Source organism: Portibacter lacus (genome assembly GCF_021533215.1).
GTDB classification, from domain to species: domain Bacteria; phylum Bacteroidota; class Bacteroidia; order Chitinophagales; family Saprospiraceae; genus Portibacter; species Portibacter lacus.
Map to the genome: position 1 here is coordinate 139,867 of NZ_JAJNKA010000003.1, position 13,937 is coordinate 153,803.

At 35.9% G+C, this 13,937-nt stretch carries 6 protein-coding genes; 1 reads left to right on the forward strand and 5 read right to left on the reverse strand.

The window, feature by feature from the left end; all coding sequences use genetic code 11:
* Window positions 1–262: 262 nt before the first annotated feature.
* The gene (gene proB, locus L2586_RS05755) at window positions 263–1,048 is read right to left on the reverse strand and encodes a glutamate 5-kinase (RefSeq protein WP_235291847.1); all 786 of its coding nucleotides are present in this window, start codon (window positions 1,046–1,048) and stop codon (window positions 263–265) included.
* On the reverse strand, window positions 1,041–1,862 hold the full coding sequence (gene proC, locus L2586_RS05760) for a pyrroline-5-carboxylate reductase (protein WP_235291848.1): 822 nt from the start codon (window positions 1,860–1,862) through the stop codon (window positions 1,041–1,043). The genes proB and proC overlap by 8 nt, the downstream gene beginning before the upstream one ends.
* A gap of 892 nt (window positions 1,863–2,754) precedes the next feature.
* On the opposite strand from proC, the gene L2586_RS05765 reads away from it, so the two are divergent.
* A complete protein-coding gene (locus tag L2586_RS05765; RefSeq protein ID WP_235291849.1) occupies window positions 2,755–4,152 on the forward strand; it encodes a T9SS type A sorting domain-containing protein in 1,398 nt (465 codons plus the stop codon).
* 332 nt (window positions 4,153–4,484) lie between these two features.
* Here the strand turns inward: L2586_RS05765 and L2586_RS05770 are convergent, their stop codons facing one another.
* From L2586_RS05770 to L2586_RS05780, 3 genes are read right to left on the reverse strand one after another with little or no spacing between them, the layout of a single operon-like run.
* Window positions 4,485–5,966 carry a malectin domain-containing carbohydrate-binding protein gene (locus L2586_RS05770; protein WP_235291850.1) on the reverse strand — a complete coding sequence of 494 codons (1,482 nt, stop codon included), beginning with the start codon at window positions 5,964–5,966 and terminating at the stop codon, window positions 4,485–4,487.
* Between the two features lie 20 nt (window positions 5,967–5,986).
* Window positions 5,987–6,709, reverse strand: a complete 723-nt coding sequence (locus tag L2586_RS05775) for a hypothetical protein (RefSeq protein ID WP_235291851.1) — start codon at window positions 6,707–6,709, stop codon at window positions 5,987–5,989.
* Between the two features lies 1 nt (window position 6,710).
* Window positions 6,711–13,916 carry an immunoglobulin-like domain-containing protein gene (locus L2586_RS05780; protein ID WP_235291852.1) on the reverse strand — a complete coding sequence of 2,402 codons (7,206 nt, stop codon included), beginning with the start codon at window positions 13,914–13,916 and terminating at the stop codon, window positions 6,711–6,713.
* Window positions 13,917–13,937: the final 21 nt, after the last annotated feature.

The window sequence follows — 13,937 nt, forward strand, 5'->3', positions numbered from 1 at the left end:
GCTAATATTAAAAATTAAGCACTCTATCCATCATACTTGACATAAGAAGATGCTGCACTTATTTTAATCATTTGAGATCGCTATTAAGAATCTTAGGTAATAGCTCTTTCTATAATATTAGTAAGAAAGACGGCATCTTCCGTTAAAATAATTTTCAGTTCAAAACACACCTTTCCTACCATTGACGTTGTTTAAAATTTACATTCAATTATTCATTGAACGGAGTACACGATACTTTTATCTGTTTTTAAATATTTTCATCTTACGCTTCTTCTTTTTCCAAGGCCACTTTCGTACCTACGCTTCTACCTTCTATGATGTCAATAATGGTGTTATCTCTTTTCCCGTTTGCAATAAAAGTTGGAATATTATTGGCTGCTGTTATTTGGGCATATTTCAGTTTCGATCCCATACCACCACGGCCTTTTTTATTTTCAATGTTACCATCGTCTATATAACTATTCAGATTTTCACTTGGCTTTACATTTTTCACAACGTCACTATCTTCATCTTGAGGGTGGCCGTCATAAAGACCATCTATATCTGTCAGAATGATCAATTTATCCGCATCCAGCATTTGGGCGATCAAACTTGCTAATTCATCATTATCTGAAAACATGGACATGGTAACAGAAACAGCGTCGTCTTCATTCGCAATCGGAATGACACCCTCTGATAAAAGTCCTTCGCAGCAATTTATCATGTTTTGTCGATGGATTCCAGGGCTAAAGTCTCGCTTGGTCGGCAATACTTGAGCGCATTTCATACCATACTCATGAAATATATTGTAGTATAAACGCATCATTCTAGGTTGTCCTATCGCAGAGTAAACCTGACGTCTTTGAGTTTTGTCTTTGATATCACAATTTCCTAAAACTTCCTTACCAGCGATCACCGAACCAGATGAAACAAGCACGGTAATAATGTCACGCTCATACAGTTCAGCGATCTGCCTCACTAATCTTCGCAGAACAGGACGTACAATTCTGTTATCTTTATTCGTCATTACATTGGTACCAACTTTAATGACTATCTTTTCTTTATACATTTTGCTTATCTTTTTCTTCACCTAATTCTACAGCTCTATCGAATGCCGCAAATGCCGCTTCTTTAATTAACTCTCCTACTCTATTATTATGCATAGAATCTAGTGCCGCTTGAGTGGTCCCACCCTTACTTGCAACTTTCTCCATCCATGAATTCGGTGACAGATTACTTTGATTAAATAATTCAATTGCCCCTGTAAATGTCTGACTCACTAATAGTTTCGAGACACTAGGCGAAAACCCCATCTGTAAGGCTGCTTCCATCATGCTTTGCATAAAATAAAATACATAAGCAGGTCCGCTTCCTGAAATTCCAGTAGAAGCATCTATAAAGTTTTCATCACTTACATGGATCGATCTTCCGGTGGTATCTAGCAAACTTTCGATGGTCAATAATTCTATCTTAGAAACTGCATCTGATGCAACATAAGATGTAAGCCCCTTCCCTATTTGTGCTGGTAGATTAGGCATTGCTCGAACAACTTTCGTTAAACCGGTCCATTCTTTAATGGAATCAATTTTCACACCTGCCATGATGGAAACTAAAATTTGATCATTATTGACCATCGATTTTAACCTATTGCATAAATCTTCCGCGTGATAAGGCTTCACAGCGATGAATAAGATATCTGCCTCAGGTGCACACTTCACTAAATCGCTGTATCCATCGAAGTGCTTAATCTTATCTATCTGCCTCATTTTTTCTTCGGAGGTATCTAGCACCATTATGTTTTTCTTCTTTAATAGCTTAGATTTAGACATTCCCTCAGCGTAGGTAAGTCCCATATTACCCGCGCCAATTACAAGTACTTTCATATTATTTTTTTGTTTTTATTTTTCCCTTATTGCCCTAAATTGAGCAACAATAGAACACATTAGTCATTATTGATTATGTTGTAATTCTACTCTACTGAGCAATAGCGAAATTCTTAATCATTCGAATTTATCTCATAAGTCTTTTTTTAATACCAATTCAGCATTAATCAAAACATACTATTTCTTTACTTCTTTCATATTCATTAAAATTTGCTCACATGATATCCGGTTGATTGATTAAAAAGCATTCTGAATAATGGCCTTTTTTGCATTTAAATCAATCAAAAAGTACATTCCAAGATGTATGTACTGATGAGCTTTGAGAGCGATAGATCTTGATCAGATGGTATCGCGATGACTGTAATCCAGACTTAGAAAATTCTAACGGTTACAGAATGTTTATTCTTTAAAAGTTAAAACAACGATAAAGAAAAACAACATCTCAGGAAGAAATCAGTTAAGTTTTCTCCCTTGCATTTTTGCATATATGTGCAATATTACTAATATAATTAGCAATTTCCTTTATTACTACACGAATACTAGTTAAAAAGTTCAGGTGGGCAACTAAGAATACATTTCATCTTTATTTTTGGAGGTGAATATGATGCTTTCTGAATATTCTAGAATCCAGGTTGATGGTTTATTTGTCGCTCAAGAGGTCATAAAAGACGTTTGAAAAAACCGACAACTCTGTAAATAAGTCAACTAAATATTGAAATTTTTAATATAATTTATTAGCTTTATTGTACTAAATACCTAATTTTTTAACCTAATTAACCTAAATAAACCCTTACACTAAACCTTAACTAATTTCAATTTAACCCAAGTCCGTTCATTTATAATAATTTATTCTTTCAGGTTCATGTAAGAGTTTAGGTATAAACTCTATCTTATGAAAAGTTTATCTAAAATTACTCAGCGTTTTTTTATTCCTTTATTTTTCTTTTTTTTAATGTTCAATTTTGCTTTTAGTCAAGGGAATCCTCCTTGTTTAGATCCGGATGCAACCGTTGCAGGTGAATGTGGTGTCTCATTTGACTTATGCATTGATTATCAAGCACTACCTCAATCAGGGATTGTGGATATTGACGTAACTTCGAATGACATTCTCGGCTTATTCAACTCTTGCGATCTTGAGCTTATTTCAGACAATCCTGAATACATGGCAGAGCATGGTGTTGTTACTAAAATTAATGACAACGGGAATTGCAAATTCAGATATGCATTAACCGACCTTAACTATGTTGGAACGGATACATTTTCTTACCTTCTAAACTACATTAATCCTTGTGAACCATTGCCAACAGATTGTAATGGACAAGGTAAAATTTGGACAATGACTTCTAATTACTATGGTCCAGATAATGCGGCTGTAATTGTTAAAGCGAAACAAGGTCCTAATCTTGTTCCAGTTGATACCGTATTTAATTTAATGTATGGGACCTCATTTTTTGTGGATGGTACACATTTAGGGCCGAATCAAACTGAATGGGCTTTTGGATTCTATGGAAATGGAGACTTAAATAGTCCAATTTTCGAATATGCAAGAGTTCATACTTCATGCTCCGTTTGGATTTTTGGTCAAGATTTTGGGATTTTCCGGCCAATAAGTGGCTGCATTGCATCTAAAAATGATAAATCTGATTGCGTCATTTATGAAAATAAAGAAGCATACCAAAATACAGGTAAGAGAGCAGAACAGGTAAACCAGTTCACAGTTGATACAACAGATGTAATTGTTTATATACTTCCATTCGGAAACTTACCAATTGATTTCACTTATATGTGGGGAAGAGCGCAAGAAACCAATAATCTTATCGCTTGGGAAATTGCTACTGTAATTAATGAGGAATATATGTTTTTGCAATATTCAAATGATGGAATCAACTGGGAAAATCTTACTAAGTACAGAGATTTGAAAGCAGGTAACTTTGATTTCCTTCATGAAAACATAGAAAGTGCAACTACTTATTATCGATTCAAAATGATTTCTACAGAAGGAGGTGAATCTTTTAGTCGTTCTATAAATGTTCACAATAAGAATATGAAGACTAAAGATGTAGATATCTACCCTAATCCAACTGCTGATGTCATTCATTTTGCTTCTGAAGAAAAAATAGAATATATAGAAATTTATGATTTATCAGGACGGTTGATCTCGCTTAAAAATATCGGAGCAAATTCTGTACAATTGTCTAAAAGTGAATTAGAAGTATCAGGTGGTATTTTTATTGCAGCTGTTTATCTGGAAAATAACTTTAAAGTTCTTAGAAAAGTTACTTTTCTATAAGCTAAACCAAATTAAACGGAATCTTTTTCTATAATTGATTGTGGACTGTAACTGAAAAAGCTGAACAATAAAACATTGTTCAGCTTTTTTCATGTATGCGAATACCTTGCTTAGATTAAAATGTAATTTGTAATAATTAGGGTGCTAACTTAATTCCTGAATACATTCTACTTCCAATTTTCAACGTCTAATAAGTGTCAAGAACTTAATCAATAAAATTCAGAGTAATAGACTCTGAATATGCTATCATGCTGAAAAAAAATGGCAATAAACAACATTGTTAAACTCCCCATTAAGCAATGAACCCAGTAAATGACAGTCTACAGTTATTTTTATTTAATAATTACAGATTCATTGATTAATACTTCTCTCCCTTTAACAATCTGAATGAAATAAAAGCCAGGGGTAAAATTCGCAACATTCAGTTTTGCTATCGAATTATGATCAGAAGAGTTTATTTCAGTTTTCTGGCCTAAGGCATTCACTAAGTATATAGAAATATCAAATCTGTCTAAATCTGTAATATCAATATATAAAATGTCAGATGTTGGGTTAGGATAAACAGAGAAGTCCTTTACAGAGTTGTTTCTTGTCAAGCTGACAATTTCTGAAAATTCTACGTGACCATTATAATCTACCATTTTAAGTCTATAATAAGTGATTTTTCCAGATTCAAGAGAACGATCTCTAAATTCATTCTGTTCACTTCCCCCATTCACTATCCCAATATTTTTCCAAGAACTTTTAGTCAGACTTTTCTGTACTTCATAGTGACTAAATCCAACCTCTGCATAACTTTCCCAATTTAGTAATCCATCTCCATTTTCTAATCTTGCTCTAAAAGAGATCAGCTCTACAGGAACTACTGCTAATGGTTCTGAATAAGTCAAGCAAATTCCAGAAATCAACGGTTCTAAAACACTATTAGCCGATTTCTGAAAATCAAGGTTAAGTGTATCATCTTCCACATTAATAAAAAGTGTATCAATAAAAGCCGTCCTAGAAACTACTGCCTCTGAGAGGATATCGAATTCAGAACGTAAAAGTTGTCCCTCACCACGGATATCCATCAATCTGCTATCTGTATTGTCTTTAATTTCAGAATAGAATAATTGAGTCTGGTATCTACCATTAGGCAAAGCTATATCGTATTGAAATTCACCTTCTCTTGCGGTTTGGAAGAGTTCATCATCCTCTGTATTTTCAATTTCCTGCAATTGGACAACACCTGATCCACCTTTAAAACTTCCATCCGAAACGAAAAATGTACTGTCTAAGGTTCGATAGAAAGAACCATTAGAATTGAAACAAATCCCCATTGTGGAGAGTATTGCGGGAGACGTTTTGTTCAAAGAAGCAAATCCACCACTTTGAGCGACTTCCGAAGACTTTCCTTCTTCATCATGATCAATGGTAAATCCAGAGTTCTCAATAAAACTTTTAGATCTTACTCTTATTTTTAGCAAATCAGCATCCTGACTTATTGGTTGTGATGTTAATATTCCAGCAGCAAATCTAATTCTACCACCAAGTGTATCATTCAACAATTCAAATTGAAATCCATAAATATCTTCCACCTCGATGATTTCAAAAGCAGAAGTGTCAAAATCTATATATACTTCTACTCCATCTACTGCATTATCACCTCCATGTAGATCTAATTTCAATATCAGATCAGTAGTATCACCTACATTCATCATCAAGGTATCTGGGCTTAAAATTAAATCCGAAGTCAAGTCTCCTTGTGTAAATGATATTTGCTGACTTATAATGAATACAAAACAAGTAGCAATGATTTGAAAAAATGTTCTCATGTTATTCATATTTAGCAATTTTATAAACCTTGACTTATACAATGATTAGGAGTTATTCTTAGCTCTGTACCTGGATCCAATTCTAAGGATTCAGGAATTTGCGCATTTTGACAATGCAAAACAGCAGTATTTAGTATTTCTAAATTATTAGACATAATGATGCTTGTCCCTGCAGAAAAAACACCATCAATTATTGGTGAATGCGCTAATATTCTTATCTCTGGGCATTCTTCTATAATCTGAATAGACAATGATGTAGATTGGTCAAGTATACCGAAACCGTCTGCAGCAACTTCACATTGTCTTGGAGAAACTCTATCAAAATCAAAATTAAAGGTAGAAGGAAGTGCGCTGGACTTAACTTTAACTTTTATTTTTAGAAGTGTCAAAGATGAACTAGGTGCGTTTTGCAAATTACCTCCTGAATAAGCGACGATACCAGCCAAATCATCCACCTGATTATTTAAATCTAAAGCCCAATCGAAGACTTCTTGAACTTCTAATATTTCAAGACTTAAAGGATCGAAATTCATATATATATCTACCCCATCTACTTCTGTATTATCAGGATTGTCCATCATAATATAAAATGAAGATTCCTCATTTGGCGCTAATACCATATTAGCAGGTATTGTATATAAATTCACCAAACCTTGACCATAACATAGTCTAGGCAAGTACAAGCCTACTAATATAACAAGGCGAATAAGCTTAGAAATTTTGTTTGGTTTTAGTAAATTCATACTATTTAGCTTTAGTCTTAATGGACTTTGATTTAAAGGCATTATTACCCACCACCATCACATTAGTAGAAGATGCTTTTTTCATTCTAAATGATACGATAACTATATCCTCTATTTCATTTCCTGACAGTGCTTTCGTCATCTCGAAAGTGATAACCCCATTTTTACTATCTACAATATCACTGATGCCATCGGAAATTAATTGATTATAGGTTATATCAATAACCTCAAGAATTTCTTCATTGAAAACAAGATGAAACTGAGATGCTGTATTCACAATATTGACTTCGTCTACACTTACCGATACATCTATTATGTCATCTACTGTTGGGTTATGATCACTGAGTGCAACTGAAAATTCAGCATCAGCCATACTTAAACTAGTCTGATCGTCATTTTTAGTTTTCCCTGATACACCTGAGATTCCAGCACCGATCATTCCATATCCATTAGCGAATAAAGAAAAATCAATAATATCAACTGAGTTGTTGAAATTAAAATCTGCTTGGCTACTATAACCAGGATCTCCTGATACCAAACCGTATGAATTAGCGTATCCTGAGAAATCGATAATATCTACGTCGTTATCGTCTTGAAAATCACCTGATACCATCCCACCAAAATCAATCGAATTTGAACCAGGATTAAGTGTTCCATTAACTAGTACTGCTAGTGTCTTAGAATTTTTAACCCAAAAATCATAATTCCCAGGAAGTATACCAGGAATTAAAAATTCACCACTGGAGTTTGTTGTTACTTGATAGGAGTTAATTAAACTGCTTCCTTGATACAAACTTATTGTTGCGTCAAAAGATTGCGAGAGTGCATTTATCACAGTAACCGTTCCAGTCAAGTCAGATAAGACTGGATCATCAACATATAGGAGCAAAATTGGATCTGAAGTACTACTGACTGCTGTATTAACTGCATAGGGTTGATCAGACTGAACAGCCATAAAATAATTTAGACCTCCATCTGGTTCTCCTCCTGTACCAGCAGTTAATAATAAAGGCACAATTATAGTTGCTTTTCCTTGACTGTCGAATTGACCATTATAAACTACTTTATCAACTAATTCATTCGCATAAAAAGTTGGATCAGGAACATTGTATGGTGGAGCTCCTGAAGCAATATGTAACCTTGCATCAATCTGCAACAAAGAGTAATATGCATTGGCTTGACCACAAATGATAATTTCTTGAGACGCATTATAGGCTGTTGATGGATTAGTGATAGTTCCAGAAGCTTGAAGTGTTGGCGCTGGTAAATTACTAGGGCCAATGACTTGTGCACCTCCAAAACTTCCATCTTCATACAAATTAGAAACGATCGTATATCCATTTTCAAATTCAACCGTTATTGTCGCACCTACAAGTTCAAGTCCTGAGACCGCGCCAGCAAATCCAGCTCCAGGAACACCTTGAATACTATTCGGATCTATATCAACGGAAAAACTAAAGTTTTCTGCTGGATTAAAATCTGTAAAATCCATTGTTACAATATCAAATCCACCTTCTCGAGGAGCTAGGAAAGGATCAATACATGGATCTGCCAAAGGAGTTAGCCCAACGGTTGTAGCCTTTGTAGGGTCTGGATTAAAGCACTGAGCAGTTGCATCTCCACCTGCACCAACTGGATCAAAAACCATATCTGGTAAAATTGCAGTACTTAAATCTATTGTGAATTTGGTTATTCTAACTGAGCCTGTTGATTGGTTCGTAATCTGAAATTTATCCGTTGAACCATAAGTTGTTCCACCGATCGGTGTTCCTGGTGTAATTTCAAATAACACTTGAGGAATTCCATCTAAAGCACTAACATTAACAGTTCTAACTACTTCATCAGCTTCATTACCTTCAGCATCTTCAACATTGTAAGTAATAGCATACGAACCTGCTGTATTCATATCTAGAGCTGAATCATCTATGATAATATTAGCCGAAATATCACCGTCAAAATCATCTGTTGCATTAGCTCCTGCTTCTATATAAGTATCTCCTATCTGAAGTTCTAATGGATTATCGCCTAACAGCGTGATAACAGGAATAGTATTATCCACCACATCAAAGGTAACGGTATCTGAAGCTTCCGCATTACTAAACTGATTATGAAATTGATCTGCAGCAAACACTACGACCGTATTACTTCCTGAAGTGATTCCATTTCCAGGAATATTGACCGATAACGAACCACTATTCTCATCAAAAACAAAGCTGGTTTGAAATGGATCACTGGCCGTTGAAATTCGCTTATCCTCATCCAGATCATTAATATCATTAGGGTTCAAATAAAAGTGATAATGCTCGACATTATCAGGAATTACACCCACAGGATTAATCTCGAATGTCACTGTTCTTGAGTTTAATATAGCACCATCTAATGGCTGGAGCAAACTAATTTCTGGAGCAGAAACATTCAGGGTTATCGTTTCTGTTACCATATTATTATCCGTATCCGTAATTGTTGCTGTAACTATTGTTGTTCCTGGTCTAACCAATAATAGATCAACGGTATTTCCTATTCCTGAAACAGGGGCGAATAGTTCACCTGTATCATCCGTCGTCCAAGCAATCATGTGGGAAATATCTCCATCTTCATTATCCGATGCAGTTGCCGTTAAGCTAAATGAACTTCCTCTTGTAACATTGCTACCATCAATTGGGCTATCAATTGTTAAAACAGGAGGCGTATTAGTATTAGAAATGATCAAGTTAATACTTGCTTCTCCAACTAGGCCACCTGCATCAGTTACTGAAGCTGTAATTACGTGAGCTCCTAGTGATAACCCTGCAAAATCAAAAGTGCCGCCTGTTCCTATTACTCCTTCTATATCCGAAGTCCACAAAAGGTTTGATGTAATTGTATTATCATCGTCCTCCACGTCCGTTACCGAACCTGTAAAGGTCAGCAAAGAATTAATAATTTCAGTTCCATTATCACTTGGGCTGCTAATCGATACGACTGGAGCATTATTCGCTGGTCCACTAACAAAGCAAATGTCGATTCCTTTTAACGATGGATTCTGATTCACTTGTAATAGATCAATATTTAAAATACCATCCGTAACCGTTACGGAATATGTTTCAACCTTTGCAATAAAAGCTCCTCCAGCTACAACGGAAGGTCGATAATCATCTGCGACTAAATTTCCTTCTATTACAATATCGAATATCCTATTATTAGCCGCTGTACTATTTTCATTTGCCCAATTCTCATTAAATAACAAGCGAACTTCGTAAGTTCCATTTGCTGGAAATGACCAATTTTGATCACCTTCCTGATATCTTTCCGTCTTAAAAATATCATCTGGATAGCCAGTATTATTTAAGAAAGCACTATTGCTGCCATAAGTATTGTCGCCATTAGAAATATCAAAATAAGGTGACGGTGTTCCAGTTACAGCTGTCCCTCCCGTAGCACTAGTCGCTTGGTCTTCTTCAAAAGTACCATTAGCACCAAATCCTGTAGGTCCACCACAATTCACTCTAAATCCACCAAGCGAATTAGCACAACTAGGTTCAGGTATAGCCGAAACATTAACTGTTCTGCTTACTTGAATTGCTGCATTTAAAGCAGCATCGGATACATTATAAGTTACCATATATGAACCAATTGTATTCATATCAAGAGCTGAAATATCTATGACAATATTTCCTGAAATATCACCATCTATATTGTCTAAAGCGGTGGCTCCTGGTTCTACATAAGTTTCACCTACTATAAAGTCTAAAGGATTATCTCCAAGAAGCGTAATAACTGGTGCTTCAGAATCAGCTGGATCTGTCACATTCACTGTTCTTATTACTTGGTCTGCAGGAACTCCATTACTATCATTTACATCATAGGTAATAAAGAAAGTACCAACACTACTGGTGTTCACAACATCACCACCAATTACTATATTACTTGGATCAATAACTCCGTCTTCATCATCAAAAGCTGTAGCTTCTGGTTCTGTGTAAGTATCACCCACTTCAATATTCATTGGGTTATCACCATTTAAAGTAATCACTGGTTTCATATTTTCAATAACCGTAAAGTCGAAGGTCGTACTTCCAACATCTTGTCCATCAAAAGCTAATACAGTTACTGAATATGTGCCTACATCAGGTAGCGTGGTAGGAAAAAGTAGATGAAATTCTGATGCACTAATTTGATTTATAGAATAACTAGCTTCTGGAACAGCTGTTCCAGACTCAACAATCTCTACAATCAATTCGGTGACGGGTTCGCTTACAATTAAGGCAGCTTCTGCATTGTCACCTGCAGTCACTTGAAAATTAGTGACTGGTGTTAGTATAGGCGCAGTATTTACTGAACCATCATCTGCCCTTATGCAGATCGCAGACAATTTTGCATTATCTACTGATTTTGTGGTTTCTATCGTTAAGAATCCGTCAGAAACATTGACCACAAAAGATTTTACAAGCCCCGTTGTCGGTGAAAGTACTCCACCTTGTTCAGGATTAAGAAGATCAAGGTCATCAAGCACAGTAGTTCCTTCTACTTCCACATCAAAAATTCTCTTTCCAGGCACTGCGTTCGAAGCAGCATTTAAAACTCCTTGATATATTTCTGCGATATATAAATCTACGATATAAGATCCATTAGGAACATTAAAATCATATGTATAATCACCATATCTCTCCGTTCTAAAAAGTTCATCATCAGTGGTATTAGCGAAATCAATCCCCGCAAGTGTTGTTGCAGCAGCAGAGCCTAAATTTGGATATGGAGTTCCTGCACTTGATCCAAAGTCAGCACTAAAATCAATTCCTCCTGTACTGAGGGCTGGACCTCCACAATTCACATAGAAAGCATCGAATTCAAATGTCGCTGCAATTGTTGCATTAGCGTTCACATTCATAAAATCATAAGAACTAACACTCCCTACTGAAATTCCATCAACTAATACATCGGCAATTTTAAATCCGAAATCTGGCGTAATCGTGTAAGACTGACTTCCATTTTCTAGAACAGTTGTAACTCCGATCGGATCAATGTTACCGTTCGGACCAGCTGAAGACATGATGTCGTAGGTTACACCTGAGGTAGCTTTGAAAGTAACATCTATTGTATGATCACCCGTTACGTTAAAAAAGGTGTATTGGGTGTTATTTGAGACTAAATTTCCATCTATCGTTAATTCATCAATTTCAAAACCTAGATCAGGTGTAATATCAAATATAGCATCATCTCCTTCCTCAACCTCAATGTTTCCAATAGGAGAAATTGCACCATTCGCACCTGCTGTAGCAGTTATGGTATGAATTTTCATGAAACTGAAATAATCTACATTCACTCCTCCATCAAAGTCAAGCCGGATGGTCTGAATTCCACCTGATGCAAAATTAACATCAACTGTAAAATCCAAAAAATTTGTCCAATCTGTTTTAGGAACATCAATACTTCCTATTTCACTAAACCCTCCACCATTTTCTTCCGAAAGGCTAATATTAGTTGACGAACCGTTGGTGCCACTTCCATTAGCAGCATTAATGCTAAATTGATATGTGCCAGCTGGTACATTAACTAAATATTCCACGTACTCTCCTGCTCCTATATATCCAATATTTTGTTCTGTATTTGATTCGATGGCTACAGAATAACCAGCTCCTGGATTACTACTTCCATACCACGGAAGGGGCTCACTGAAGGTATTAGCTTGCACTGTACCTGGCAGATCTGCTGCTACATCGATATCAAATACTTCTATTACTTCTGGATTAGCACCATCATTTGCTGTGACTACTGCTTGATATGCTTTCGCATCACCAAGATTTGTAGTCCAACTTAGGGTATAGCTTCCACCAGTATTATCCGTAAAAGTATAGTTAGAAGGATTAATCGCCGTTCCAAAAGAAGGGTTTCCAGATCCATTAGATATATCATAAATCTTAATGGTCGCTGATGGGTTCATGTCATCATTTACCTGAATATTAACAGTCGCTGTCCCTGTTTCAGCTATCTCAATGTCTGAAATTGGATCTATTGAAGGCGGGTTATCGATTGTTGGTACTACTACCCATTGAAAAGTTGTAGTCCCGCTTTCCATCGGACTTCCATCGTCTGTTGCAGTGATCACAACAGTAAATGGTGAAGAAGCAGATGCGTTAGCATCAATTGTTCCTGTTATTTCTCCACTTATGCCATTAATGCTAAGACCTGTAGGAAGTGTCCCGCCATCACTATAAGTAATATTATGGTTTTCAATATCATTAGCAACTGCAAACAGTCCTGAAATAACATCTTCATTTGCATTTGTTTGTTCTGTAATTTCTTCGATTGTTGGCGCTTGATTAGGCAGCAATTCTACTGTGAAATTATCAATATTAAAAAAGTAATTGCCTGACCCTGTCCAATCAAATCTTACAACTTGTTGTCCTGCAGATAAAAAAACAGAAGCTTTTTTCGAAACAAATGTTGTCCAACCTCCTGTAGGTTCTATATCAGCAAATACCTCTTCTCCATTTATATCAAAACCATAGGTCACGGGACCGGAACCTTTGGAAATCTGAAAATCAAATTCATATGCACCATCTTGAGGAATATCCAATAAATATTCTACAAAGTCTCCAGCAGTAGTAAAACCAATATTAGTGAATCCCAAAGGATCAATTTCTACTCCTATACCATTATTCCCTGAACCAGAATTTACTGGTCCTTGATTAAAAAAAGACTCTGCTTCAATTAAGGTTTTTCCAGTTGCGGCAATGATTTTATACGAAGCAACAACTGTAATCTCGAACGTCTCTGTAACCGAACCAACATTATCAGTTGCAGTTACGGTAACAGTATAAGATCCAGTTCCTGATGCATCCATACCACCTGCTCCGAAAGGAGCAAGAATTGTCAAATCAGCATCATAATTATTAGCATCAGACAAAACGATATTTTCGCTAATGAAATCATCAGCAGTCTTTGGAAATGGATCCACTTGCTTCCCTGAATTCGATGAATTAAGGGTTTGTGTTTCATTCGAGACCGAAGTGATCACTACACTCACAAGTGTCCCTGAACTACTAACGTCTATTGCTCCTAGCAGATCTATACTCGTTTCCTCATTAACTGTAATATCACTAATAGAAGCAATGGTTGGCTGAGCATAAAGGTCAGCAATCGTAAGGAAGGTGAGCATACAAATAATTGAAAACTGAGCAATCATTCTTTGGAAGCTACTGGTAATATTGGGTATTATATTTCTCATTTTAAATTGGGTAAGGGTTTA

Bases quoted from the DNA above. Each gene is read 5' to 3' on its own strand.
- proB (WP_235291847.1), bottom strand. From the start codon at position 1,048: ATGTATAAAGAAAAGATAGTCATTAAAGTTGGTACCAATGTAATGACG.
- proC (WP_235291848.1), bottom strand. From the start codon at position 1,862: ATGAAAGTACTTGTAATTGGCGCGGGTAATATGGGACTTACCTACGCT.
- L2586_RS05765 (WP_235291849.1), top strand. From the start codon at position 2,755: ATGAAAAGTTTATCTAAAATTACTCAGCGTTTTTTTATTCCTTTATTT.
- L2586_RS05770 (WP_235291850.1), bottom strand. From the start codon at position 5,966: ATGAGAACATTTTTTCAAATCATTGCTACTTGTTTTGTATTCATTATA.
- L2586_RS05775 (WP_235291851.1), bottom strand. From the start codon at position 6,709: ATGAATTTACTAAAACCAAACAAAATTTCTAAGCTTATTCGCCTTGTT.
- L2586_RS05780 (WP_235291852.1), bottom strand. From the start codon at position 13,916: ATGAGAAATATAATACCCAATATTACCAGTAGCTTCCAAAGAATGATT.